This window comes from Streptomyces sp. NPDC052682 (assembly GCF_040678435.1).
Lineage (GTDB): Bacteria > Actinomycetota > Actinomycetes > Streptomycetales > Streptomycetaceae > Streptomyces.
Genome location: NZ_JBFATS010000012.1, coordinates 205,492 through 228,771 on the forward strand (window position 1 = coordinate 205,492; position 23,280 = coordinate 228,771).

General features: G+C 73.9%; 23 protein-coding genes. 11 read left to right on the forward strand and 12 right to left on the reverse strand.

Annotated elements, in window-relative coordinates; translation table 11 throughout:
* Positions 1 to 438 precede the first annotated feature (438 nt).
* Entirely contained in the window at positions 439 to 1,428 is a 990-nt protein-coding gene (locus AB0K80_RS20945; RefSeq protein ID WP_365671736.1) for a pirin family protein, read from the reverse strand.
* A gap of 111 nt (positions 1,429 to 1,539) precedes the next feature.
* On the opposite strand from AB0K80_RS20945, the gene AB0K80_RS20950 reads away from it, so the two are divergent.
* The 3 genes from AB0K80_RS20950 to AB0K80_RS20960 are packed head-to-tail and all read left to right on the forward strand — an operon-like array spanning position 1,540 to position 2,872.
* Positions 1,540 to 2,022, forward strand: coding sequence for a MarR family transcriptional regulator (locus AB0K80_RS20950; protein ID WP_365671739.1), 483 nt, complete (start codon positions 1,540 to 1,542; stop codon positions 2,020 to 2,022).
* Entirely contained in the window at positions 2,019 to 2,474 is a 456-nt protein-coding gene (locus AB0K80_RS20955; RefSeq protein ID WP_365671743.1) for a MarR family winged helix-turn-helix transcriptional regulator, read from the forward strand. Before AB0K80_RS20950 ends, AB0K80_RS20955 begins: the two co-directional genes overlap by 4 nt.
* A 50-nt stretch (positions 2,475 to 2,524) precedes the next feature.
* Positions 2,525 to 2,872, forward strand: coding sequence for a tetratricopeptide repeat protein (locus AB0K80_RS20960; RefSeq protein WP_365671745.1), 348 nt, complete (start codon positions 2,525 to 2,527; stop codon positions 2,870 to 2,872).
* Between the two features lie 75 nt (positions 2,873 to 2,947).
* Here the strand turns inward: AB0K80_RS20960 and AB0K80_RS20965 are convergent, their stop codons facing one another.
* Positions 2,948 to 4,357 carry a PepSY-associated TM helix domain-containing protein gene (locus AB0K80_RS20965; protein ID WP_365671746.1) on the reverse strand — a complete coding sequence of 470 codons (1,410 nt, stop codon included), beginning with the start codon at positions 4,355 to 4,357 and terminating at the stop codon, positions 2,948 to 2,950.
* A gap of 140 nt (positions 4,358 to 4,497) precedes the next feature.
* Between AB0K80_RS20965 and AB0K80_RS20970 the strand changes: the two genes are divergently transcribed.
* Together AB0K80_RS20970 and AB0K80_RS20975 are read left to right on the forward strand one after the other, a co-directional pair.
* Positions 4,498 to 5,145, forward strand: a complete 648-nt coding sequence (locus AB0K80_RS20970) for a peptide deformylase (protein WP_365671747.1) — start codon at positions 4,498 to 4,500, stop codon at positions 5,143 to 5,145.
* 170 nt (positions 5,146 to 5,315) lie between these two features.
* A complete protein-coding gene (locus tag AB0K80_RS20975) occupies positions 5,316 to 6,902 on the forward strand; it encodes an ABC-F family ATP-binding cassette domain-containing protein (RefSeq protein ID WP_365671749.1) in 1,587 nt (528 codons plus the stop codon).
* A 1-nt stretch (position 6,903) separates the two neighbouring features.
* Here AB0K80_RS20975 and AB0K80_RS20980 read toward each other — a convergent pair whose 3' ends face one another.
* Positions 6,904 to 8,334, reverse strand: a complete 1,431-nt coding sequence (locus AB0K80_RS20980; protein ID WP_365671751.1) for an NAD(P)/FAD-dependent oxidoreductase — start codon at positions 8,332 to 8,334, stop codon at positions 6,904 to 6,906.
* A gap of 119 nt (positions 8,335 to 8,453) precedes the next feature.
* Between AB0K80_RS20980 and trxA the strand changes: the two genes are divergently transcribed.
* Positions 8,454 to 8,849: a thioredoxin gene (trxA, locus tag AB0K80_RS20985; RefSeq protein ID WP_365671753.1), complete on the forward strand. Its 396-nt coding sequence runs from the start codon at positions 8,454 to 8,456 to the stop codon at positions 8,847 to 8,849.
* Positions 8,850 to 8,898: 49 nt separating this feature from the next.
* Here the strand turns inward: trxA and AB0K80_RS20990 are convergent, their stop codons facing one another.
* The 3 genes from AB0K80_RS20990 to AB0K80_RS21000 form a co-directional block, all read right to left on the reverse strand.
* Entirely contained in the window at positions 8,899 to 10,335 is a 1,437-nt protein-coding gene (locus tag AB0K80_RS20990) for an aldehyde dehydrogenase family protein (protein WP_365671755.1), read from the reverse strand.
* A gap of 252 nt (positions 10,336 to 10,587) precedes the next feature.
* The gene (locus AB0K80_RS20995) at positions 10,588 to 11,631 is read right to left on the reverse strand and encodes a LacI family DNA-binding transcriptional regulator (RefSeq protein WP_365671758.1); all 1,044 of its coding nucleotides are present in this window, start codon (positions 11,629 to 11,631) and stop codon (positions 10,588 to 10,590) included.
* 83 nt (positions 11,632 to 11,714) lie between these two features.
* Entirely contained in the window at positions 11,715 to 12,377 is a 663-nt protein-coding gene (locus AB0K80_RS21000; protein ID WP_365671760.1) for a helix-turn-helix domain-containing protein, read from the reverse strand.
* A gap of 123 nt (positions 12,378 to 12,500) precedes the next feature.
* Here AB0K80_RS21000 and AB0K80_RS21005 point away from each other — a divergent pair, with 123 nt between their 5' ends.
* Positions 12,501 to 13,064, forward strand: a complete 564-nt coding sequence (locus AB0K80_RS21005) for an NAD(P)H-dependent oxidoreductase (protein WP_365671761.1) — start codon at positions 12,501 to 12,503, stop codon at positions 13,062 to 13,064.
* Between the two features lie 193 nt (positions 13,065 to 13,257).
* Here AB0K80_RS21005 and AB0K80_RS21010 read toward each other — a convergent pair whose 3' ends face one another.
* The 3 genes from AB0K80_RS21010 to AB0K80_RS21020 form a co-directional block, all read right to left on the reverse strand.
* Positions 13,258 to 14,139, reverse strand: coding sequence for an LLM class F420-dependent oxidoreductase (locus AB0K80_RS21010; RefSeq protein ID WP_365671763.1), 882 nt, complete (start codon positions 14,137 to 14,139; stop codon positions 13,258 to 13,260).
* Positions 14,140 to 14,204: 65 nt separating this feature from the next.
* Positions 14,205 to 15,182 (reverse strand): TerC family protein, encoded by a 978-nt coding sequence (locus tag AB0K80_RS21015; RefSeq protein WP_365671765.1) that lies wholly within the window; start codon positions 15,180 to 15,182, stop codon positions 14,205 to 14,207.
* 106 nt (positions 15,183 to 15,288) lie between these two features.
* Complete coding sequence (locus tag AB0K80_RS21020; protein ID WP_365671767.1) at positions 15,289 to 15,948, reverse strand: phosphoribosyltransferase family protein; 660 nt, start codon at positions 15,946 to 15,948, stop codon at positions 15,289 to 15,291.
* 240 nt (positions 15,949 to 16,188) lie between these two features.
* Between AB0K80_RS21020 and AB0K80_RS21025 the strand changes: the two genes are divergently transcribed.
* Positions 16,189 to 17,397: a polysaccharide pyruvyl transferase family protein gene (locus tag AB0K80_RS21025; RefSeq protein ID WP_365671769.1), complete on the forward strand. Its 1,209-nt coding sequence runs from the start codon at positions 16,189 to 16,191 to the stop codon at positions 17,395 to 17,397.
* Positions 17,398 to 17,453: 56 nt separating this feature from the next.
* Complete coding sequence (locus tag AB0K80_RS21030) at positions 17,454 to 18,899, forward strand: FAD-dependent oxidoreductase (protein WP_365671771.1); 1,446 nt, start codon at positions 17,454 to 17,456, stop codon at positions 18,897 to 18,899.
* Positions 18,900 to 18,932: 33 nt separating this feature from the next.
* Here the strand turns inward: AB0K80_RS21030 and AB0K80_RS21035 are convergent, their stop codons facing one another.
* From AB0K80_RS21035 to AB0K80_RS21045, 3 genes are all read right to left on the reverse strand, one after another.
* Entirely contained in the window at positions 18,933 to 19,589 is a 657-nt protein-coding gene (locus tag AB0K80_RS21035) for an alpha/beta family hydrolase (protein WP_365671772.1), read from the reverse strand.
* A 125-nt stretch (positions 19,590 to 19,714) separates the two neighbouring features.
* Positions 19,715 to 20,962: a tRNA uracil 4-sulfurtransferase ThiI gene (gene thiI, locus AB0K80_RS21040; RefSeq protein ID WP_365671774.1), complete on the reverse strand. Its 1,248-nt coding sequence runs from the start codon at positions 20,960 to 20,962 to the stop codon at positions 19,715 to 19,717.
* A 150-nt stretch (positions 20,963 to 21,112) separates the two neighbouring features.
* The gene (locus AB0K80_RS21045) at positions 21,113 to 21,514 is read right to left on the reverse strand and encodes an Hsp20/alpha crystallin family protein (protein WP_365671776.1); all 402 of its coding nucleotides are present in this window, start codon (positions 21,512 to 21,514) and stop codon (positions 21,113 to 21,115) included.
* A gap of 117 nt (positions 21,515 to 21,631) precedes the next feature.
* On the opposite strand from AB0K80_RS21045, the gene AB0K80_RS21050 reads away from it, so the two are divergent.
* Both AB0K80_RS21050 and AB0K80_RS21055 read left to right on the forward strand, forming a co-directional pair.
* The gene (locus AB0K80_RS21050; protein ID WP_365671778.1) at positions 21,632 to 22,087 is read left to right on the forward strand and encodes an archease; all 456 of its coding nucleotides are present in this window, start codon (positions 21,632 to 21,634) and stop codon (positions 22,085 to 22,087) included.
* Between the two features lie 69 nt (positions 22,088 to 22,156).
* Positions 22,157 to 23,260, forward strand: coding sequence for a CapA family protein (locus AB0K80_RS21055; RefSeq protein ID WP_365671780.1), 1,104 nt, complete (start codon positions 22,157 to 22,159; stop codon positions 23,258 to 23,260).
* The last annotated feature ends 20 nt before the right edge of the window (positions 23,261 to 23,280 follow it).

Below are 23,280 nucleotides of genomic sequence, written 5' to 3' on the forward strand. Positions count from 1 at the left end.
GCACTTACGTCACGCCCGTCCGCCGCCCTCGCCGACGGCTCCCGGGAGGAGGGCTGGGGGGAGGGGGGCGTAGCGGCCCGCCCGGCGGAGGACCCGCCGGAGGGTGCCGCGTCGCTGCGGTCCGGTGTGCCGCCGCAACCGGACAGGGCCAGGGCGGCGGTCGCAGTGGCGAGTACGAGACCCGTTCCGCGCCGCCGAAAGCGCCCTCCTCGCGGCTCGCGCGCCGCCGTCGTCGCCGTCATGACGGCCAGTCTCCCCTGACCGCTCCCGGTCCACACGGCACCGCGCCGACAGCACGGGAAGCCGCGGTCCGTCACGCCCTGACCACCACGCTGTCCACGCCGGGGACCGCCTGCCGCACAGGACTCGCCCATGTTCTCGACCGGCATCGACCGGCGAACGACGTCGCCCGGCCGCCCAAGGACGCGCGTTCGCGGCTCAGGAGCGGGGCGGGTTCTGGCGCGGGGTGATGGTGGCGTTCGGCAGGGCGGGGGCGGGAAGACGCCTGCCCGGGTATCCGCGGACCGCTCCGAAGCGGTCGGAGAAGGCCTCCCATTCCTCGCGGGCCCGGGCGATGTCGTCATGGCTGCGGCCGACGAAGTTCCACCACATGACGATCTCCTCGTCGAACGGCGTGCCGCCGAGCAGGATCGTCCGCGCCGGGCCGCCGGACTCGTTGACCAGCGTCAGAGCGTCGATGCCGGGGTGTACGTAGCCCAGTTCCGCCGGGCGCAGTGCCGTGCCGGCCACGCGGACGTCCCCGCTGTCCACGAGCAGGCCGTGCTCGAAGGCCGGGTCCACGGCGAGCGTGAGCGTCGCGCGCGGCTCGAGGGTGATCTCGGCGCCGAGCAGGGGGGTGAAGGTGTGCACCGGGGAGGTGTCCCCGGCGAGGGTGCCCAGGAAGACCCTGATCCGCGCTCCGTCGAGGAGCCGGGGTTCGGGCACGTGGTGCTGGAAGGCGCGTTCGGCGTTCCGGTGCTCCCCGGGCAGGGCCACCCACAGCTGGACGCCGTGCAGGACGGTGGTGCGCGGTGTGGAGGTCTCCGAGTGCGCGATGCCGTACCCGCCCGTCATGAGGTTCATCTCGCCGGGCCGGACGAAGGCGTGGGTGCCGAGGCTGTCGCGGTGCTCCACCTCCCCGCTGAACAGCCAGCTCACCGTCTGCAGCCCGGTGTGCGGATGCGGGGGGACGTCCATGCCGCCCGAGGCGGTGACGTCGTCCGGTCCGTAGTGGTCGGCGAAGCACCAGGCTCCGATCAGGGTCCGGGCCCGCTGCGGCAGCGTGCGCCGCACGGTCATCGCACGCGGGCCGCCCAGGGGCACCTCCCGCGCGGAGAGCACCTCCACGCGCGGCACCCCGGCCACCGGTTCGTCGTCAGCCCGCGCGCCACACCTCAGCGCCGCGGGCTCGGCTTCCACGTTGCTCACCGAGGCCACCTTCCGCCCGTCACGTTGTCCCTCAACTATGCCTCCCGGGGACCCGCGCGGTGAACGCGTAAACAGTAGCCATGTACATAGTAGCCATGTACTGTATCTGCCATGAGTTCGGCATTCGAGGGCGCGACGCCCGGGTTCCTGGTCTGGCGGCTGTCGATGAAGTGGCGGGTGGCGGTAGACCGCGCGGTCGCCCCGCTGGGGCTGACGCACGCGCAGTACGCGCTGGTGGCCTCGCTGCACGCGATGCAACGCGCCGGTGAGCGGCCCAGTCAGCGCCGCCTCGCCGACCACACCGGGCTCGAACCGCTCTACGTGTCGAAGCTGGCCCGCGCCCTTGAGTCCGCCGGGCTCCTGGAGCGCGCCCGGGACCCGCGCGACCCGCGCGCCGTGCAGCTGGCCCTCACCGAGGAGGGCCGCGAGGTCACCCGGCGGGCGATCCAGGTCGTCCAGGGACTCCTGCGGCAGTTGCTGGAGCCGCTCGGCGGCCCGGACAGCCCCCGGGCACGGGAGTTCACCCGTGACCTGACCCTTCTGCTCGACACCCCTCTCGACCCCTTCCACCACTCAGAGACGGAGCAGCCATGACCACCCCTGCCCCCACCGCACCCCTCCTCGACTCCCGGGTGATAGGCCTGGCCCACTACGCCGCCCGCGCGGTCCTGGAGACCGTGCTCGCGCGCCACGGCATCGGCTTCGAGCAGCACGTCACCCTGCGCCTCGCCGCCGCCGCCGACGGACCGGTCGAACGCGACCGTCTCGTCGACGGCGTGGCCGGCACGCTGAAGATCGGCGCGGCAGAGGTGAACACGGCGATCGATCAGCTGATCGACGGGAAGCTGCTGGCCGACCAGGCTCCGTCCCGGGTGCGGATCACGGACGCCGGCCGGGAGCTGTACGACCGGACCGTCACCGAGATCCGGCCCCTGAGCGCCAGGATCTACGCCGGCATCCCGACGGAGGACCTGGCCGTCGCCGGACGGGTGCTGACCCTCGTCACCGAGCGGGCGGACGCGGAGCTGGCCGCCCTGACCGAGTAGTGGAATATTGAACTACCCGGGTCCGTTGCAGGCCTCGGAGGAGGTCACCAGTGGACATGACGTACTACGCCCACGGAACACCGGCCGAGCGCTGGGAGCGCGCGCGGATGTTCTTCGACGCCCGGGACTACGCCGCCGCGGCGCGCGTCCTGGCCGGGCTGGTCGAGGAGGTGCCGGAGCAGACCGCGCCGCGTCTGCTGCTGGCCCGCTCCTACTACCACTCCGCGCAACTGCGCCGCGCCGAGGCCGAGTTGCGTGTCATCGTCGAGCGTGACCCGGTGGAGCACTACGCCCGGCTGATGCTCGGCCGCACGCTGCAGCGGCAGGGACGGCACGAGGAGGCCGCGTCGCACCTGCGGATCGCCTCGGCCCTGGCGGGCGACTTCGAGCAACTCTGAGTCCCCCGGGACCCTGCCGGTGCCCGGCTCCCACGACGGAGCCGGGCACCGGCGTCGTACGGGGGAGCCGGATCTCTACCGAGCCGCCGCCCCGCCCCCGTACGTCCGCCGCCCCCGCCGGTAGGCGATCTCCCCGAGGACGATGTCGACCGCCAGGAAAGCCGCCAGCGGGATGCCCAGCAGCGGCACGAAGTACCCCAGCACGGCGACGGCCGCCAGCAGCGGCACGAGCAGGTACGGCGGCACCTGCTGCCAGGCCCCGCGCGGGACGGGCCGGCCGAAGGCGGCGTCGCGGCCGCGCTGCCACCACATGCGGTAGCCCCACACGATCAGCAGGATCAGCGCGAGCGCGAGCAGCATCAGGGCGATCTGGTTGGCCAGACCGAACAGGACCCCGGTGTGCAGGTCGATGCCCCAGCGGGTGAGCTTGGCGAGCACCGGATAGTCGGCGAACCGCAGCACGTCGGTGACCTCGCCGGTGGCCGGGTCGACGGCGACCGCGTCCTGCTTGGTGGGCCAGCTGCGCTGCACCTGCTTCACCACGTACGCGGACCCCGCGTCGGCGGGCGGCACGATCTCCACCGGGTCGCCCAGACCCTCCGCCCGGGCGGCGGCCAGCACCTTGTCCAGGCCGACGCCGTGCTCGCCGCTCCCGCCGGAGTCCGCCGCGCCGCCGTGGCCCGCGTGGTCGCCGCCCGCCGAGGCCGACACGGCCGGCGTGGCCTGGCCGAGCGAGGTGCGCAGCTCGTCGATGTTCGCGCCGGCGTACGCCGACCAGGTCAGGCCGGTCGCCGAGAGGAAGAAGAACCCGGCCGCGGCCCAGACGCCGACGGTGCCGTGCAGAGCGAGGGTGCGACGGCGGCCGCCGGTGCCGCGCACCTTGCGCAGGGCCCGCCGCCGGGAGAACCACAGCACCAGGCCGCCGGCCGCGATCACCCACAGCCAGCTGGCGGCCAACTCGCTGTACAGGCGGCCGTTCTCGCCCAGGTGCAGATCCCGGTGCAACTCGTCGATCCAGGTGCGCAACGGCAGCGCGCCGGTCGAGCCGTACTGTTCGAGGGCGCCGCGCACCTTCCCGGTGTACGGGTCCACGAACACCGCCAGGGTGTGGTCGGGGTGCACGCCCGGGACGCCGGACAGCAGCACCCTGGTCGTCGCGCCGGCCTCGGGCGAAGGGCGTACGGCCGTGACCGTGCCCTGCGGGTGGGCCTTGCGGGCGGCCGCCACCTGCCGGGATATCGGCAGCTCGGCCTCGCCGGCCGGCACCGTCAGCTCGTGGGCGTACAGGATCCTCTCGGCCGGGAACGAGGCGGCGTACAGCAGGCCGGTGACGGCGGCGACGAGCAGGAAGGGCGCGACCAGCACGCCCGCGTAGAAGTGCAGGCGCAGCACGAGGGGGCGCAGCGGGGCCCAGCGGCTCCTCGGCCGTGCCGGGGTGGCGGGCTGCGGGGCCTCGTCCGTGGTGGTCGGGAAGGCGGTGGTCATCGGCGGGCTGCTCCCGGAAGAGGTCGTGGTGGCCGTGGTGATGCAGGAGTCGGACCGGCCGCGTCGCGAGTTCCCGGGGAGCATGTATGGCGTGCGTCACACCGAGGGGCGTGGAGGTGCCGTCGTGGCATGCTGGCGCGATGGGGACTCCGAGCGGGCGTGTGCCGGTGGCCGAGCGGGTCGAGGAACTCCTCGCCGCCGACGGCCCGATGCCGATCGTGGCGGCCGGTGATCCGGTACTGCGGCGGGGCACCGAGCCGTACGACGGTCAGCTGGACCCCGCGCTCCTGACCCGGTTCGTCGAGGCGCTGCGGATCACCATGCGGGCCGCGCCGGGTGTCGGACTGGCCGCGCCGCAGGTCGGTGTGGAGCTGCGGATCGCGGTGCTGGAGGACCCGGCGCCGGTGCCGGAGGAGGTGCGCGTGGCGCGCGGCCGGGTGCCGCAGCCGTTCCGGGTGCTGGTCAATCCCTCGTACCGGCCGGCCGGAGCGGCGCGGGCCGCGTTCTTCGAGGGCTGCCTGAGTGTGCCGGGCTATCAGGCGGTGGTGGCGCGGCACGCCGCGGTGCGGCTGACCGGGCAGGACGAGCACGGGCGCGCGCTGGACGAGGTGGTCACCGGCTGGCCCGCGCGGATCGTGCAGCACGAGACGGACCACCTCGACGGCACGCTGTACCTGGACCGGGCCGAATTGCGCTCGCTGTCGTCCCACCAGGCGGTGGCGGAGCGCTGGGCGCAGCCGACGCCCCGGGAGGCCGCGGCGGCGCTGGGCTTCGAGCTGCCGCACTGAGCCCGCGCTGAGCCACGCTGAGCCCGCGTTCGAGGCCGCACCGAAAAACCGGAGGCGCCCGGGCGGGCCCCTCCGTTACCGTGGCCGCATGTCCACGCCCCGAATCTCTTAGCTGAGGACCCGCTTCCACGCCACCCGTGTGTCCTCTTGCTTGTTCGGAGCGTCAACTCATGATCACTGTTCGTGATGCCGACGTGCGCGTCGGCGCGCGTCTGCTGCTGTCCGGCATCTCCTTCCACGTCTCCCCCGGCGACCGCATCGGCCTGGTCGGCCGCAACGGCGCGGGGAAGACCACCCTGCTGCACACCCTGGCGGGCACCCTGCGGCCCGCCGCGGGCACCGTCACGCGCACCGGCGATGTCGGCCACCTCCCGCAGGACTCCCGCGCCGCCGACCAGTCGGTGACCGTCCCCGACCGGATCCTGTCCGCGCGCGGCCTGGACCGGGCCGTACGGGCGCTGCGCCGCGCGGAGGCGGCGATGGCCGACGCCACGGAGCGGTCGATGACGGCGTACGTGCGGGCCGAGGCCGAGTTCCAGGCCCGCGGCGGCTACGCGGCGCAGGCGCAGGCGGCCCGGGTCGCCGCCGGCCTCGGTCTGCCGGGGCACGTGCTGGACCGGCCGCTCGCCGCCCTGTCCGGCGGTCAGCGCCGGCGCGTGGAGCTGGCCCGGATCCTGTTCGCCGGGCACGGCACCCTGCTGCTGGACGAGCCGACGAACCATCTGGACGCCGACTCGGTCGCCTGGCTGCGCGGCTTCCTGACCAGCCACCAGGGCGGCCTGGTGATGATCAGTCACGACACCTCCCTGCTCGCCGACACGGTCAACCGCGTCTTCCACCTGGACCCGGCGCGGGCCGCTCTCGACATCCACAACACCGGCTGGGACACCTACCTGGCCCGCCGGGAGGCCGACGAGCGGCGCCGGGCGCGCGAGCGGGCAGGCGCCGAGCGGAAGGCGGCGGCCCTGCGCGCGCAGGCCGACAAGATGCGCGCCCGGGTGGCGACCGCGACCGCCGCCCGGAACATGGTCCGCCGCGCCGACCGCATGCTCGACGCGCTGGAACCGGCCCGGCGCGCCGAGAAGGTGGCCCGCATCCGGCTGCCCGAGCCGGCGCCGTGCGGCCGTGTCCCGCTCGGCGCCGTCAGCCTGACCCGGTCGTACGACGGTCAGCAGGTCCTGCGCGGGGTGGACCTGGCCGTCGACCGGGGCAGCCGCCTGGTGGTGCTCGGGCCCAACGGGGCGGGCAAGACGACCCTGTTGCGGATCCTGGCCGGCCGGGACACGCCCGACAGCGGCCGGGTGGTGCGCGGCCACGGACTGCGCCTCGGCTACTTCGCCCAGGAACACGACACGCTGGATCCCGGTCTGACGGTACGTCAGCAGCTGGCGCAGACCGCCCCGCACCTCACCGACGGCGAGGTCCGGCAGGTCCTCGGCGCGTTCCTGTTCTCCGGCGACGATGCCGACAAGCCGGTCGGCGTGCTGTCCGGCGGCGAGAAGACCCGGCTCGCCCTGGCGGGTCTGGTCCACTCGGGCGCGAACGTGCTGCTCCTCGACGAGCCCACCAACAACCTGGACCCGGCCTCGCGCGCCGAGGTGCTGGCCGCGGTGGGCACGTACCCCGGCGCGATCGTCATGGTCACCCACGACGAGGGCGCCCTCAAGGCCCTGCGGCCGGACCGGGTGCTGCTGCTGCCGGACGCGGACGAGGACCTGTGGAGCGAGGAGTACCTGGAGCTGGTGTCGTACGCGTGACTCAGCTGTCCCGGTACGCCTCCAGCAGCCGCAGCCACACCTCGCTGATGGTCGGGTAGGACGGGACCGCGTGCCACAGGCGGCCGACCGGGACCTGCCCGGCGACCGCGACGGTCGCCGAGTGGATGAGTTCGCCGACGCCGGGGCCGACGAGGGTGACGCCGCGCAGGATCTCGTCCTCGAGGTCGACGACCATGCGGGCGCGGCCCTTGTAGCCGTCGGCGTACAGGCCCGCGCCCGCGACGGAGGACAGGTCGACGTCGACGGCCCTCACCCGGTGCCCGGCCTGTTCCGCCTCGGCCAGGGACAGGCCCACGGCCGCCGCCTCCGGGTCGGTGAAGACCACCTGGGGGACGGCGGCGTGGTCGGCGGTCGCGGCGTGCGCGCCCCACGGCTCCGCGGCGAGCTGTTGCCCGGAGGCCCGGGTGGCGATGGCGGCGCCCGCGATGCGGGCCTGGTACTTGCCCTGGTGGGTGAGCAGGGCCCGCCGGTTGACGTCGCCGACCGCGTACAGCCAGTCGTGGCCGGTTACCCGGAGGGTGTCGTCGACGTCGAGCCAGGAGCCGGGTTCCAGGCCGACCGTCTCCAGGCCGATGTCGTCGGTGCGCGGGGCGCGGCCGGTGGCGAAGAGGATCTCGTCGGCCTCGATGCGCTCGCCGCGGTCGGTGACCACCACCACCGTGCCGTTATCGCGGGTCACCGACTGGACCGAGGTGCCCGTGCGGACGTCGGCGCCGGCCTCGGTGAGGGCCTCGGCGACCAGTTCCCCGGCGAAGGGCTCCATGCGGGCCAGCAGGCCCTTGCCCCGGACCAGCAGGGTGACCTGCGCGCCCAGGGCCTGCCAGGCGGTGGCCATCTCGGTGGCGACCACACCGCCGCCGACCACGATCAGACGGCCCGGGACGGACTGCGCGCTGGTGGCCTCGCGGCTGGTCCACGGCCCGACCTCGTCGATCCCCGGCAGGCCGGGCAGGACGGCGCGGCTGCCGGTGCACACGGCGACCGCATACCGGGCGGTCAGGACGTGTTCGGTGCCGTCGGAGCCGGTCACCCGCACCGTGCGCGGACCGCTGAGGCGTCCGTGCCCGCGGTACAGGTCGGCGCCGACGCCGTCGAGCCACCGGACCTGGCCGTCGTCCTTCCAGCCGGAGGTGTAGTGGTTCCGGTGGGCGAGGACCGCGCCGGCGTCGAGGGGGCCCTGCACCGACTGGCGCAGGCCGGGGACGCGGCGGGCGTCGGCCCGGGCGATGACCGGACGCAGCAGGGCCTTGCTGGGCATGCACGCCCAGTAGGAGCACTCGCCGCCGACCAGTTCGCTCTCCACCACCGCGGTGGCCAGGCCCGCCGCGCGGGTGCGGTCGGCGACGTTCTCCCCCACCGGCCCGGCCCCCAGCACCACGACGTCGTACGCGATCGAATCCGATTCCGTCATGGGGTCAGTCTGGTGGGTGGTGTGCTCTGGGGCCACATGGGTAGGGGCGCGGAATACCTGACCGGTCGGCCTCGTTGTGCCGACGGCCGGACCCGACACCAGGAAGAGGGACACACGCCATGAGCAGCACCGTCGAGCTCACCAAGGAGAACTTCGACCAGACGGTCACGGACAACGAGTTCGTCCTGATCGACTTCTGGGCGTCCTGGTGCGGACCGTGCCGTCAGTTCGCGCCGGTGTACGAGAAGGCGGCCGAGGAGAACCCGGACCTGGTGTTCGGCAAGGTGGACACCGAGGCGCAGCCGGAGCTGGCCGCGGCCTTCGGTATCCAGTCGATCCCGACGCTGATGATCGTGCGGGACCAGGTCGCCGTCTTCGCCCAGCCGGGGGCGCTGCCCGAGGCCGCCCTGGCGGACGTCATCGGGCAGGCCCGGAAGCTGGACATGGACGAGGTGCGCCGGCAGATCGCCGCACAGCAGGAGCAGCAGGACCAGCAGGACCAGCAGGGTCAGTGACCCGGCCGCACAGCAGGAGCAGGACCAGCAGGGTCAGTGACCCGGCCGCTTAGAACGGGTAGGTCGCCACGTCCCCGCGCACCGTCGTCCAGCGCAGCTCCGTGAACGCCTCCAGGTTGGCCTCCCCGCCGAAGCGAGCCCCGGTGCCGGAGGCGGCGATGCCGCCGAAGGGGGCCACGGCCTCGTCGTTCACGGTCTGGTCGTTGATGTGGACGATGCCGGTCGGGATGCGCTCGGCCAGGTCCAGGCCGCGCGCCGGGTCGCGGGTGACGATGCCCAGGGACAGCCCGTAGGGGCTCTCGGCGGCGAGCGCGGCGGCTTCGTCGGCGCTGTGGAAGGGCCGTACGGGCGCGACCGGGCCGAAGACCTCCTCCGCGTAGGCGGGGGTGTGGTCGTCGACGTCGGCGAGGACGGTCGGCCGGTAGAAGAGCTCCTCGTAGGTGCCGCCCGCGGCCAGCTTGGCCCCGCTCCTGGTGCTGGCCTCGACCAGGCCGTGGATCTTGGCGAGCTGGGTGGCGTCGATGACCGGGCCGAGGTGGACCTGCTCGCGGTGCGGGTCGCCCACGGCGAGCGAGTCGGCCCGGGCGGCCAGCCGCTGGACGTACTCGTCGTACAGGGACGCGTGGACCAGGTGGCGGCCGGTCGTCATGCAGATCTGGCCCTGGTGGAAGAACGAGCCCCAGGCGGCGGTGGAGATGACCGCGTCGAGGTCGGCGTCCTCCAGCACGATCATGGCCGAGTTCCCGCCGAGTTCCAGATGGGCCCGCTTCAGGTGCCGTCCGGCGGCCTCTCCGACGGCGCGGCCGGCGGCGGTGGAGCCGGTGAAGGAGATCACGGGGACGCGCGGGTCGGCGACCAGGGCCTGCCCGGCGTCGGGACCGCCCGGCAGGACGTGCAGCAGGTCCTCGGGCAGACCGGCCGCCGCGAACACCGCCGCGAGGGAGAGTCCGCCGCAGACGGCGGTGCGCGGGTCCGGCTTCAGCACGACCGCGTTGCCGAGCGCCAGGGCCGGGGCGACGGAGCGGATGGACAGGATGAGCGGGGCGTTGAACGGGGAGATCACCCCCACGACCCCGACCGGGACGCGCCGGGTGTACGACAGGCGGGGGGCCTCGCTGGGCAGCACCTGCCCGGCCGGGCGGGAGGCGAGCGCCGCGGCCTCGTAGCACTCCTGGGCGGCGACGTGCAGTTCGAAGTCGGCCTTGCCCGGTATGGAGCCGGACTCGCGCACCAGCCACTGGCGCAGCTCGTCGGCGTGCGCGCTGAACAGGTCGCCGGCCGTGCGGAGCACCTGGGCGCGGACGAAGTGCGGGGTCCGCGCCCACTCGGCCTGCGCGGACCGGGCGGCCTCGGCGGCCTTCTCCACGTCGGCGGCGGTGGCGAGGGTGACGGTGGCGAGCGCCGCGCCGGTGGCGGGCTCGGTCACGGTGCGTTCCCCTCCCGCCAGGGCGCGGGGCTGCCAGGTCTTGGGGTCGAGCAACGGCATGACGGCTCTCCGATCGGTCACCGGCTCACAGGGGTGAGCGGACGTCCCGTGCAGTGCGCGGCCGGTCCGGCGGCCGCGTGGCGGGAGGCGGTGATCCGGCGCGGCCGGGCAGGCGGCGGCCGGTGCTCGACCGCGTCCCATTTGGTTGAGCGTGCAACATCCTAGTCGCCCCGGGCGGGAAACGGGCACCTGTCCGTGAGGCGACCTGGCGCATGTCCCAGTATCCGCCGAGGAGTTGCGGGACGCCCATGCTCAGCTGGACTCGCGGTGGATCACCGTGGCCCCCAGTACCTTGTGTGTCTCGGGCGGGGCGCCGGGGTCCCGCACCGCGCGGTCGACGAGCTCGGCGAGCTCCCGGCCGGACGGCAGCTCCAGGTGGACGGTGCTCAGCCGCGGCCGCAGCAGGCGGCCGAGCATCAGGTCGTCGGCCCCGACCACGGCCGTCTCCTCGGGAATGCGCACGCCCGCGTCCTGCAGGGCGCGCATCAGCAGCATGGCGTACTCGTCGTTGTAGGCGAACACCGCGTCCAGGCCGAGCTGCGGCCAGCGGGCCGCGAGCCGCGCGGCCGACTCCTCGTCGTAGCCGAGGGGCAGCTCGGTCACCGTGGCGTCGGTGCCCCGCAGTGCCTGGCGTACGCCGTCCAGGCGGGGACCGGAGAACACCTCCAGGCCGGGCTGCTGGGGGACGACGACGCCGATCCGGCGCCGGCCGCGGTCGTAGAGGTGGGCTCCCGCGCTGTGGCCGACGGCCTCGTGCTCCATGAGCAGGGCGTAGGCGCCCTCCACGGTCTCGGGACCGAGGGTCACCACCGCCCGGGCGCCGGAGCGCTTGAGGACCGCCACCCCCCGCGGGCCGAGTCCGGCGCCGGGCACCAGGACGGCCACCGGCCGCAGTTCGGCCCAGGCCCGGGCGGCCTCGTCGCCCTGGAGGCCGATACTGCCGTACTGCACGACCGTGTAGTCGAGGCGGCCGAGCGCGCCCTGGAGGTCGGTGAGGAACCGGCTGTAGAGCGGTCCGACGGGGAAGGCGGGCGCGGGCATCAGCACCATACGGCTGTGTCCGGCGCGCAGGCTGCGGGCCGCCGCGTGCGGCACGTACCCGAGCTCCCTGGCGGCCTCGTGGACGCGGCGGCGGGTGGGTTCGCTGATCCGTACGGCGCTGGTGTTGTTGAGGACGTAGGAGACGGTCGCGCGGGAGACCCCGGCCAGGCGGGCCACATCGGCGCTCGTGGGCACGGAACGCGGAGGCGCAAAGGACGCGGGCGTGTTCGGTATCTGCACCATGACGCCCCGCATCCTTGCAGACGCCCGAACGAGGGCTTCACGCGGGGGAGTTGTGAGGAAACGGTGCGCGAGCGCCGGGACGCGGCGACCGTGCCTCAGCACGGCCGCAAGCCGCCCGTCACCCGGTCGACCAGGTCGGCCCAGGCGTCCTCCAGCCGCTCCAGCGGCATCCCGCACTGCCGGGTCAGGTGGTGGATCAGGGCGGGGTCGAGCTGGTTCATCAGTGTGTGGGCGAGCAGCTCGCAGTCCGCGTCCGGGACGGCCTGGCGCAGCAGGAGGGTCACATGGCCGTACAGGAAGCGGCGCGGGGGGCTCGTGAAGCGCCGGGCACCGCCCGGTTCGGCCGCCAGCATCAGCTCCAGCTCCTCCTCGGTGCGGCGCAGCAGGGCGGAGCCGAACGCCCGCAGCCGCTCCACCGGCGGCGCGCCGGGCCCGAGCGGCGGCGGGCCGCCGAGGAGGGCGGCCTGGAACTTCTTCTCGGTGTGGTCGAGCAGCGCCACCAGCAGGCCGGTGCGGTCCCCGAAGCGGCGGAAGACGGTGCCCTTGCCGACCGAGGCCTCCGCGGCGACCGCCTCCATGGTCAGGCCGGCCGCGCCGTGCTGCGCCACGAGACGCGCGGCGGCCTCCAGCAGCCGGGCACGGTTGCGCGCGGCGTCGGCCCGCAGGCACGGCTCGTCGCCGCCGGAGCCGGGCTGCAGCAGGCCGGGCCGGTCTACGGGCTCCTGGGGCGTCGGGAGAGGCGGCGAAGCAGCGGACATGCAGCCAGGGTAAGGCACCGGGAAGAAAACTGGACCGCGGTCCGTTTAGGTGCTACAACATTAAACGGACCTCGGTCCGGATCCGTTACGGCAGTGTTTCCGCACGCACTTCGGGAGTTCCCCATGTCTGTTCGCATCCTCGCGCTCGTCGGCAGCCTCCGCGCCGGTTCGCACAACCGCCAGCTCGCCGAGGCGACCGTCAAGCTCGCCCCCGAGGGCACCGACGTGGAGCTGTTCGAGGGCCTCGCCGACATCCCGTTCTACAACGAGGACATCGACGTGGAGGGCAGCGTGCCGGCCGCCGCCGTCAAGCTCCGTGAGGCTGCCCAGGCCGCCGACGCGCTGATCCTGTTCACGCCCGAGTACAACGGCACGATCCCGGCCGTGCTGAAGAACGCCATCGACTGGCTGTCCCGTCCGTACGGCGCCGGTGCGATCGGCGGCAAGCCGGTCGCCGTGGTGGGCACCGCCTTCGGCCAGTACGGCGGTGTCTGGGCGCACGACGAGACCCGCAAGTCGGTGGGCGTGGCCGGCGGCAAGGTGATCGAGGACATCAAGCTGTCCATCCCCGGCTCGGTGACCCGCTTCGCCGAGACGCACCCGGCCGACGACGCCGAGGTCGCCGCGCAGCTGTCCGAGGTCATCACCCGCCTGCAGGGCACGGCCACGGAGCCGACCGCGGCCTGAGGCCCGGGACGCACAGGGAGCGGCTGGTCAAGAGGGCCGGAGCCAGGGTGGCTCCGGCCCTTCGCGCATCCCACCCGCCCGGCCTCGTCCCGGCCACCGCCTGCGCGGCCGGTTCTCGCAGCTCCTTCACGGCCGCCGTCGGCGTGAAGGCGGGTGCGGGGGACCCCGCGTGAACCGGCTCCGAGTGCGCCGTTCAGTCCAGGTCGGCGAGCAGCTCGACGGCCGGGGCGGCGAACCGCTCGATCCAGCCGGCCGGTTCGCCGGTGCGGGGGGCGAGGATCACGGTGTCGATGCCGAGCTCGGTGTAGCGGGCGATGTCGCGGGTGAAGGCGTCGAGGTCCTCCGTGGTGACCGCCTCGCCCGTGTGGACGACGGTCCTGCGGACGGTTCCGGGGTCGCGGCCCACGGCGTCGCAGTGCCGGCGCAGGACGTCCAGCTTGTGCCGGACCTCCTCGGGGGACGTGGCGAACAGGTTGCAGGCGTCGGCGTACCGGGCGACCAGGCGCAGGGTCTTGCGCTCCCCCGACCCGCCGATCATGATCTCCGGGCGCGGCGAGCTCACCGGCGCGGGCACGCACAGGGTCTCGGCGAGGCGGAAGTGCCTGCCCTCGAAGGGGCCGTCGGCGTCCGGGTCCCACATCTGGAGGCAGATCCGCACGGTCTCCTCCAGTCGTTCGAAGCGTTCGGCGAGCGGCGGGAAGGGCACGCCGAGGCCCTGGTGCTCGCGGTCGTACCAGGCGGCTCCGATGCCCAGCGTGGCGCGCCCGCCGGACAGGACGTCGAGGGTGGTGGCGATCTTGGCGAGCAGGCCGGGGTGGCGGTACGTCACGCCGGTGACCAGCGCGCCGAGCCGGACGGTGGAGGTGTGGGCGGCCAGGTAACCGAGGGTGGTGTAGGCCTCCAGCATGGGGTCCTCGGCGCCGCCGTTGAACTCCATCTGGAAGTAGTGGTCCATGACCGACAGCCAGCTCACGCCCGCCGCCTCGGCCGCGGCGCCCGCGGCGGCCAGTTCGGCGCGGAGCGCGGGACCGCCGCCCGAGTGGTCGAACCGGTTGATGTGCACGCCCACACGCATGTCCGCCTCCGCTCGCCCGGGTTCCGGGAACGTCGGTGACGCTAGGTGCTGGAGCGTTCTCCAGGTCAAGCCCGCCGCTGCACGCTCTGCCGTTCCCCCGTCTCCTGCCGCTTCGCCGCCCGCAGGCTCGTCACCGTCGTCACCGCCAGGACGAGGACGATGAAGCCCAGGGAGAACGGGATGCCGATCTCCGGGACGTGGACGCCCGACTCGTGCAGGGCGTGCAGGAACAGCTTCACGCCGATGAAGCCGAGGATGACCGACAGGCCGTAGGAGAGGTGGACGAGCTTCTTCAGCAGGCCGCCGATGAGGAAGTACAGCTGGCGCAGGCCCATCAGGGCGAAGGCGTTGGCGGTGAAGACGATGTACGGGTCCTGGGTCAGGCCGTAGATGGCCGGGATGGAGTCGAGTGCGAAGAGGACGTCCGTGGAGCCGATCGCCAGCATCACGACCAGCATGGGGGTCATGACCCGCTTGCCGTTGTCGGTGACGAACAGCTTGGTGCCGTGGTAGCGGTCGGCCACGCCGAATCTGCGCTCCACGGCCTTGAGCAGCTTGTTCTCCTGGTACTCCTCCTCGTGTTGCTCCTTGCGGGCGTCCTGGACGAGCTTCCACGCGGTCCAGATCAGGAAGGCGCCGAAGAGGTAGAACACCCACGAGAACGCCGAGATGATCGCCGCGCCCGCCGCGATGAACACGGCCCGCAGCACCAGCGCCATGATGACGCCGATCATCAGCACCCGCTGCTGGTACGGCGAGGGCACCGCGAACTTCGCCATGATCAGCACGAAGACGAACAGGTTGTCGACGCTGAGCGACTTCTCGGTGAGATACCCGGCGAAGAACTCGCCCGTCGGCCCGCCGCCGCCGAAGTACCACAGCCCCACCCCGAACAGGCAGGCCAGCAGGACCCACACGACCGACCAGGTGCCCGCCTCCCTCAGGGACACCTCGTGGGGTGTGCGGCCGATGAGGAAGTCGACGGCGACGAGCAGGCACAGGACCGCGACGGTCAGCAGCCAGACGGTGGAGGAGACGTTCACTGGTACTCCTGGCGCGAAGAGTGGAGATGCGACAGCGTGTCCGCCGTCGGTGATCTCTTCCACCGCGCACAGGTGAACACCAGGTGAGGCAACGGTAAAAGCTGGGCTACCGGCTCACCGACCCGTGGTGTCCCCGCAGCGCCTGCAGCACGTCCTCGTCCGTCAGCTGGCCGAAGTCGTCGTACCACAGCCCCACCGCCATGAACGCGGCCGGCCGGTGCAGGCAGATCACCTCGTCGGCCTCGCCGCTCAGCAGCTCCACCGCCTCCGGGGAGCCGACCGGCGCGGCCAGCACCAGCCGCGCGGGCTCCCGGCGGCGCAGCACCCGCAGGGCGGCGCGGGCCGTGGAGCCGGTGGCCAGGCCGTCGTCGACGACGATCACGCTGCGTCCCCGGATCTCGGGGGCGGGACGGCCCTGGCGGTAGAGCCGCTCGCGGCGGCGCAGTTCCGCACGCTCCCGCTCGACGACCGGGGCCAGCCTGTCCCTGCTCAGGCCCAGCCGGCCCAGCGCCTCCTCGTCGAAGAGCGGCTCCTCGTCGCCGGCCAGCGCGCCGACGCCGAGCTCCTCCTGGAACGGCGCGCCGATCTTCCGCACCACGAGCACGTCCAGCGGCGCGTCCAGCGCCTCGGCGACCTCGCGGGCGACGGTGACGCCACCGCGGGGCAGGGCGAGGACGACGGGGTCCGGCAGGCCTCCCTCGTTCTGCCGAACGCGCAGCTGCTCGGCCAGCTGCCGGCCGGCCTGCCGGCGGTCACGGAACCGCATGGCGGACACGCCCCCTTCTGCGCTCGTTCCCGTTCCGGAGACGACTGGCCTCGGTCCGGCACCCGCGTACCCCCTCGCCGCGGGACGATGCGCGCCGCCCCGACCTCCGTCACACTCGGAACGCGGAGTGTTTCCGGCCGGGCCGCGAGGCAACCCGCAAGGCCGTGCGCACGGCACGGCCGCGTCGCGCCACCGGCGCAACCAGCCCCCGCAGACACCGACGGAACGGGAGCAACCCGGATGATCACTGCCCCTCCGCATCCCGAGGTCGCCCGGACGGGCCCGCGCATCGGGGTGCTCGGTTCGTACGGCGGTTTCAACATCGGCGACGAGTCGATCCTCACCTGTGTGCTGCGCTGTCTGCGCGCCCAGCGGCCCGAGGCCCGGCTGACGGTGTTCAGCCGGAACGCCGAGCACACCCGCCTGCACCATCCGGCCGCCGACGAGGTGGTCGACTGGGAAGGTGTCAGCCGCCGGCGGGTGATGGACGCGCTGGCGTCGCTGGACCTGCTGGTGCTGGGCGGCGGCGGGCTGCTGTTCGACGGTGAGGCGCGCCGGTACCTGCGGCTGGTGCGGGCCGCGCAGGAACGCGGCATCCGTACGTTCGCCTACGCGCTGGGCGCCGGGCCCCTGCGGGAGGCGGAGGACCGGGAGGCCGTCCGCTCGGTGCTGGCCGACTTCGACGACGTGGTGGTGCGCGACGAGGAGTCCCGGCTGGTGCTGGAGGAGGTCGGGCTCGAACGGGACATCACCGTCACCGCCGACCCGGCGCTGCTGCTGGAGGCCGAGCCCTTCACCCACGAGATGATGCGCCACGAGGGCGTGCCCATCGGCGAGCGGCTGATCGGCATGTCGGTGCGGGAACCGGGCCGGGCGGCCGAGAAGCTCGACGAGGGCGACTACCACGCGCTGCTCGCCGACGTGGCGGACTTCCTGGTACGGCGGCTGGACGCGCACGTGGTGTTCCTGCCGATGGAGCGGCACGACGTACGGCACGCGCACGCCGTGCTGTCCCACATGACCGCGCCGGACAAGGGGCGCATCCTGCACGGCTCGTACAGCCCCGGGCAGGTGCTCGGCTTCATGCGCCATCTGGACCTGGCCGTCGGCATGCGGCTGCACTTCGTGATCTTCGCGGCGCTGACCGGGCTGCCGGTGCTGCCGCTGCCCTACTCGGGCAAGGTCTTCGACTTCGCGAGCCGGATCGGCGCGCCGGCCCTGGTCGGTGTGGCCCGGGAGCAGGCGGGGCTGCTGCTGGCGGAGGTGGACCGGCTGTGGGACGAGTACCCGCAGCGGCGTGTCGACTTCCAGTCCCGGGTGCGGGAGCTGTCGTCGCTGGCCCAGGGGACCTGCCTGCGCTGCGGGGCACTGCTCGACGAGATCGACGGCGGTGCGGACAGCGCGGCGGACGAACACCACCACGCCGAGCCCCGGCCGCTCAACGTGTGACGCCCGCCGGGCGCGTGTGCCCCAGCCGCCGAGCCCACCCCGCCGGAGGACACCGTATGCCGATCCTGCAACAGCCCGCCGAGCCCCGTACGGTCACGCTGCCCGCCCGGCCCGCCCAGCACGGGGGCCGGACCGACGTGCTGGTGGTCGGCGGCGGCCCCGCCGGGTTCGCCGCCGCGGTCGGCGCGGCCGACGCCGGGGCGGACGTCGTCCTGGTGGAGCGGTACGGGTTCCTCGGCGGCAACGCGACCGCGGCACTGGTGATGCCGCTGATGTCGTTCCACAACGAGCACAAGCAGGCCACGTTCACCGAGTCCGGGGAGGACTCGCGGCTGCTGCCCAGCGACCACGGCGAGGGCGAGCCGGTGGTGGCGGGCGTGCTGTGGGACCTGCTGGACCGGCTCATGGGCCGGGGCGGCTGTCTGCGGCCCACCCCGAAGACCGGGTACACGGTGCCGTTCGACCCGGAGCTGTTCAAGCTGGTGCTGCTGGAGATGCTGGACGAGGCGGGGGTGCGGATGCTGTTCCACGCCTTCGCCTCCACCGCGCTGCCGCTGGAGGACGGCTCCGGCTGGCGGGTGGTGTTCGAGACGAAGTCCGGGCCGGTGGTGATCGACGCCGGGGTGGTCGTGGACGGCACGGGCGACGGGGACGTCGCGGCCGCGTGCGGGGCGCCGTACGAGGTCGGCCGCAAGGAGGACGGGCTGGTGCAGCCCATGACGCTGATGTTCCGCGTCGCGGACTTCGAACGGCAGGACTTCAACGACTACGTGCGCAAGCACCCCGACCAGTGGCGCGGTGTGCACGGCCTGTGGGACCTGGTGGAGGAGGCCCGGGCGGAGGGCGAGCTGCGGCTGCCGCGCGAGGACATCCTGTTCTTCGCCACCCCGCATCCCCGCGAGGTCAGCGTCAACAGCACCCGGGTGACCCGCGTGCTGGGCACCAGCGTGTGGGACCTGACCCGAGCCGAGTACACCGCCCGCCGCCAGCTCGCCCAGATCGACCGCTTCCTGCGCACCCGCGTGCCCGGCTTCGAGGAGTCGTATGTGGTGCAGAGCGGCACGCACATCGGCGTACGGGAGACCCGCCGGGTGCTCGGCGACTACCAGCTGACCGGTCACGACATCCTGGCCGCCCGTCCCTTCCCGGACGTCGTCGCGCACGGCGCCTACCCGATCGACATCCACAACCCGCGCGGCTCCGGAACCGTCCTGAGGCGGGTGCCCACGGGCAGCTTCTACGACATTCCGCTGCGCTGCCTCATCCCGCGCGGCACGGAGCGGCTGCTGGTGGCGGGGCGCTGCATCTCCGGCACCCATGTGGCGCACTCGTCGTACCGGGTCATGCCGATCGCGATGGCCACGGGGCAGGCGGCCGGGGTGTGCGCCGCGCTGACCGTACGGCACGGGCACGGGCCGCGGGGTGTGCCCTACCGGCTGGTGCAGCGGGAACTGCTGCGCCAGGGGGCGCGGCTGCGCACGAGCGTGCCGGCCGCGGACTGACCCGCCCCGGGGAACCGCCGGGGGCCACGCCTTTCAGTGGGCCGTGGTCGTCAGGTGGTCCTCGCACCAGACCCGGGCCGCCGCGGTGACCCGGTCCAGGGCGCCGGGCTCCTCGAACAGGTGGGTCGCGCCGGGCACCACGTGCAGGCTGTGCGGGGCGTGCAGCTGCCGTGCCGCCTCCTCGTTGAGCCGCAGCACCTGCCGGTCGTGCCCGCCGACGATGAGCAGCACCGGTGCCCGTACGGCCTCAAGCGCGCCGCCCGCCAGGTCGGGCCGGCCGCCGCGTGAGATGACGGTCAGCACGCGGCCGGGCCGCGCCGCGGCGGCGACCAGCGCGGCGGCCGCGCCGGTGCTGGCGCCGAACAGCACGACGGGCAGGTCCCGGGTGGCGGGCTCGGCCCCGAGCCAGTCGATCGCGGCCGTCAGGCGGTGCCCCAGCAGGGGGATGTCGAAGCGGAGTTCGGCGGTCTCCAGGTCCCGCCGCTCCTCCGCTTCGGTGAGCAGGTCGATCAGCAGGGTGCCGAGTCCGGCGGTGCGCAGGCCGGCGGCGACCTTTCGGTTGCGCGGACTGTGCCGGGAACTGCCGCTGCCGTGCGCGAACAGCACCACCGCCCGCGCGTGGGCGGGCACGTCCAGGTCGCCGGGCAGGGTCAGGCCGTCGGCGGCCACCCTGACGGTCCGGGAGATCATCGCAGCCTCCTCCCCGAGGAGCCGTCCGAGGCTCCTGAGGGCCGCACGGAGCCTCCCCGGCCGCGTACCCCACCAGGGGCACGGCTCCCATGACAGCGGCCCCGGGGCCTTCGGACCGGGAGCGGTCAGGACGCCGCGGCCGCGGACGGCTCCCTGCGCTCTTCGGGCCCGGTGCCGGGGCTCTCCTCGCGGCCCGGGGTGAGGTGCAGCAGGCGGGCCTTGGCGAGAAGGCCGTCCACCGTGGCCTCCACGTCCAGGCGCCGTTCGAGGCGCTCCAGGCTGCTCGCGGTGGTGCGGGTCGCCACCGAGCGGGGGGCGAGGAGGCTGCAGCAGTCCTCGTCCGGCAGACGGGAGATCTCGCCGGTGCCCAGCCGGTCGGCCTCCGCCATGATCTCCTCCTTGTCCCACGCCAGCAGCGGCCTGAGCAGCGGCAGGGTGGCGGCCTGCTCGACGGTGGCCAGGTTGGACAGGGTCTGGCTGGAGACCTGCCCGAGGCTGTCGCCGGTGACCAGGGCCTGGGCGCCGGCGGCCCGGGCGAGGCGCTCGGCGGTGCGGATCATCAGGCGGCGCTGGGCGACCACGTGCAGGGAGCCGGCTCCGGCCAGGGACAGCTCCTTCTGGACGTGCCCCAGCGGCACGATCCACAGCCGTGCCCCGCTCTGGAACCGGGCGAGGCGGCGCACCAGGGCGTACGCCTTGTACGCGGAGGACGGCCCGGTCAGCGGCGCGCCGGTGAAGTGCACGAAGTCGCAGGCCAGGCCGCGCCGCATGGCGCGGTGCGCGGCGACCGGGGAGTCGAAGCCGCCGGAGATGAGCGCCATGGCCCGGCCGCTGCACCCGACGGGCAGCCCGCCAAGGCCGCTGTACCGGGCGGCGGAGACGAAGATCTCCCGGCGGTCGACCTCGACGGCCATCTCCACGTCCGGGTGGCTCAGGTCGACCGGCCAGCCGAGCTCGGCGTTGACGGCGGCGCCGATCAGCGCGTTCAGCTGGGTGGAGCTGAGCGGGAAGTCCTTGTGGCGGCGCTTGGCCCGTACCGCGAAACGGGGCCGGCTGCCGTCGGGGCGGGCCTCGCGGGCGAGTTCCAGGGCCGCGGCGACGGCCGCCTCGGGGGTACGGTCGACCCGCAGGGCCGGCTGCACCACGCTGACGCCGATGATCTCCCGGGCGCGTTCGAGCAGCGTCGGCGGAAGGCCGGGGCGGCCGGGCGCCGACAGGACGATCACCCCGCGCCGGCGGCGGACCCGCACCCCGGGCCCGAGGTCGTCCAGGGCGCGGCGCACGTTGTCGATCAGCTGGTGCTCGAAGCGCTCGCGGTTGCGTCCCTTGAGCGCCAGTTCTCCGTGCTTCAGCAGCACACACGCTTGCCGCATACCTGTGTCCCTCTTTCCTCCCTCGCTCCCACGCCCGGCGGCGCCGCCGCCCGGGGCCACCGGACGAGGGGTGCCCGCGCGGACACCCCGTATCGAAACGATCATCCGGACGGGCACGTGCGCCAGGGCACGTGCGCGTGCGCCGGTCTCCTACCCGCTGCCCCCGATCGGGATGCGGCGCCGCCGGACGGTGCCCGCCCTCGGCAGCCGGACCGACAGGACGCCGTCGGTCAGGTCCGCCTCGATCCGGCCGGGATCCACGCCGGCGGGCAGGCCGACGCGGCACAGCAGACGCCCGCACCCGAAGATCCACAGGTCCCCCTCGTCGGCCTCCACGGAGACGGTCTGCCGGGGGATGCCTGGCAGCGCGGCGCGCAGGACGCAGGCGTCGTCGGTCTCCTCCTCCTCGACCACCGGCACCCGCGCACCCCCGCCCCACACGGCCGGCCACGCGCCCCGCTCCCGGGCGTCGTCCCCGCCCTCGTCCCGTACGAGGTTCCCGGCCTCGGTGAACGAATTCCAGTCCCACAGCCCCCGCTCCGGACGACGCACGACACGGCCTCCCTCCGGCTCCCGATCCCCTCCGGGTAACCGGCCATCGCGCCCCTCACACACGCTCTCCCGGGAAGTGATCCGCATGCGTGGCCCGTGATCGGGCAGTCGGTTGGCATGGTCGGTGAGACGGACGACGACAGGCGGGTACGGCGGCCGGGTGAGAGCGGGCACCGGACGGTGCCGCACGCCGCCGACATCCGGATCGAGGCGTGGGCGGCGAGCCGGGAGCACTGTCTGGCGGAGGCGGTGCTGGGGATGGTGGAGTGCTTCGCCGACGTCTCCGGGGTGCGGCCGAGAACGGTCGACCGGGTCCGCCTGGCCGAGGCCAGCGACGACGACCTGCTGGCCACCTTGCTGGACGAGGTGATCTACCGGCTGGACGTGTACGGCCAGGTGCCCGTGGACGTGGAGGCGGACGAGGCCGACGGCGGACTGGACGTGCGCCTGGCGGTGGCCGAACTGTCGGACGTGCAGATCACCGGCGCGCGACCGAAGGCCGTGGCCTGGAACGACCTGCACATCGGGCCGGACCCGTACGGCTGGTCGTGCCGGGTGACGGTCGACGCCTGAGGCACCGGTCCGCGCGGGCCCGCCCCGCCCCCGCCGCCGCGGGCTGCCCGGGCGGCCTACCGTGGAGGTATGGGCGGCAGCGTGGTGACGCTGTTCCTGTGCGGGGACGTGATGCTCGGGCGCGGCGTCGACCAGATCCTGGCGCATCCCGGTGATCCGGCACTGCGGGAGACGTACGTCTGCGACGCGCGGTCCTACGTCCGGCTGGCGGAGGCGGTGCACGGGCCGATCCCCGCGCCCGTCGCGCCCTCCTGGCCGTGGGGCGAGGCGCTGCGGGTGCTGGACGAGGCCGGGGTGGACACCCGGATCGTCAACCTGGAGACCGCGGTGACGCGGGCCGGCTCCTTCGCGCCGGGCAAGGAGATCCACTACCGGGCGCACCCGGACAACCTGCCCGCGCTGAGCGCCGTACGGCCCGACGTGTGCGGCCTGGCCAACAACCACGTGCTGGACTTCGGCCGTCCCGGCCTGCTGGAGACCCTGGACACGCTGGCCCGGGCCGGATTGCGGACGGCGGGCGCGGGCCGCACCGCCGAGGAGGCCCACGCGCCCGCCGCGGTGCCGCTGCCGGGCGGCGGACGGCTGCTGGTGTTCGCGCTGGGCGCGGCCTCCAGCGGTGTCCCGGCCGACTGGGCGGCCACGGCGGACCGCCCGGGTGTGGCGTACGTCCCCGAGCTGTCGCTGTGGGAGGCCGACGCGGTCGTGCAGCGGGTGCGGCGGGCCAGGCGGGCCGGCGACCTGGTGGTGGTGTCCCTGCACTGGGGCTCGAACTGGGGGTACGCCGTCCCCCGCGACCAGGTCCGCTTCGCGCACGCCCTGGTGGACGGCGGGGTCGATGTCGTGCACGGGCACTCCTCGCACCACCCCCGTCCGCTGGAGGTGTACCACGAGCGCCTGATCCTGTACGGCTGCGGCGACTTCGTGGACGACTACGAGGGCATCTCCGGCTACGAGCGGTACCGCGACGACCTGCGTCTGGCGTTCCTGGTGTCGCTGGCGGCGGACAGCGGGCGCCTGGCCGGGCTGCGGATGGTGCCGCTGCGGGCCCGGCGGATGCGGCTGGAGCCCGCGCCGGAGGAGGACCGCGCCTGGCTGCGGGCCACGCTGGACCGGATCAGCCGCGGGGTGCGTGTGGTCGCGCGGAGCGACGGGACACTGGCGCTGGCGCAGTGAGCGGTGGCTGCGGTGCACCC

Bases quoted from the DNA above. Each gene is read 5' to 3' on its own strand.
- trxA (WP_365671753.1), top strand. From the start codon at position 8,454: ATGAGCAGCACCGTCGAGCTCACCAAGGAGAACTTCGACCAGACGGTC.
- AB0K80_RS21030 (WP_365671771.1), top strand. From the start codon at position 17,454: ATGCCGATCCTGCAACAGCCCGCCGAGCCCCGTACGGTCACGCTGCCC.
- AB0K80_RS21055 (WP_365671780.1), top strand. From the start codon at position 22,157: ATGGGCGGCAGCGTGGTGACGCTGTTCCTGTGCGGGGACGTGATGCTC.
- AB0K80_RS20965 (WP_365671746.1), bottom strand. From the start codon at position 4,357: ATGACCACCGCCTTCCCGACCACCACGGACGAGGCCCCGCAGCCCGCC.
- AB0K80_RS20990 (WP_365671755.1), bottom strand. From the start codon at position 10,335: ATGCCGTTGCTCGACCCCAAGACCTGGCAGCCCCGCGCCCTGGCGGGA.
- AB0K80_RS21000 (WP_365671760.1), bottom strand. From the start codon at position 12,377: ATGTCCGCTGCTTCGCCGCCTCTCCCGACGCCCCAGGAGCCCGTAGAC.
- AB0K80_RS21050 (WP_365671778.1), top strand. From the start codon at position 21,632: ATGGTCGGTGAGACGGACGACGACAGGCGGGTACGGCGGCCGGGTGAG.
- AB0K80_RS21035 (WP_365671772.1), bottom strand. From the start codon at position 19,589: ATGATCTCCCGGACCGTCAGGGTGGCCGCCGACGGCCTGACCCTGCCC.
- thiI (WP_365671774.1), bottom strand. From the start codon at position 20,962: ATGCGGCAAGCGTGTGTGCTGCTGAAGCACGGAGAACTGGCGCTCAAG.
- AB0K80_RS21010 (WP_365671763.1), bottom strand. From the start codon at position 14,139: ATGCGTGTGGGCGTGCACATCAACCGGTTCGACCACTCGGGCGGCGGT.
- AB0K80_RS21005 (WP_365671761.1), top strand. From the start codon at position 12,501: ATGTCTGTTCGCATCCTCGCGCTCGTCGGCAGCCTCCGCGCCGGTTCG.
- AB0K80_RS20980 (WP_365671751.1), bottom strand. From the start codon at position 8,334: ATGACGGAATCGGATTCGATCGCGTACGACGTCGTGGTGCTGGGGGCC.
- AB0K80_RS20995 (WP_365671758.1), bottom strand. From the start codon at position 11,631: ATGCGGGGCGTCATGGTGCAGATACCGAACACGCCCGCGTCCTTTGCG.
- AB0K80_RS20970 (WP_365671747.1), top strand. From the start codon at position 4,498: ATGGGGACTCCGAGCGGGCGTGTGCCGGTGGCCGAGCGGGTCGAGGAA.
- AB0K80_RS21025 (WP_365671769.1), top strand. From the start codon at position 16,189: ATGATCACTGCCCCTCCGCATCCCGAGGTCGCCCGGACGGGCCCGCGC.
- AB0K80_RS20975 (WP_365671749.1), top strand. From the start codon at position 5,316: ATGATCACTGTTCGTGATGCCGACGTGCGCGTCGGCGCGCGTCTGCTG.
- AB0K80_RS20955 (WP_365671743.1), top strand. From the start codon at position 2,019: ATGACCACCCCTGCCCCCACCGCACCCCTCCTCGACTCCCGGGTGATA.
- AB0K80_RS20950 (WP_365671739.1), top strand. From the start codon at position 1,540: ATGAGTTCGGCATTCGAGGGCGCGACGCCCGGGTTCCTGGTCTGGCGG.
- AB0K80_RS21020 (WP_365671767.1), bottom strand. From the start codon at position 15,948: ATGCGGTTCCGTGACCGCCGGCAGGCCGGCCGGCAGCTGGCCGAGCAG.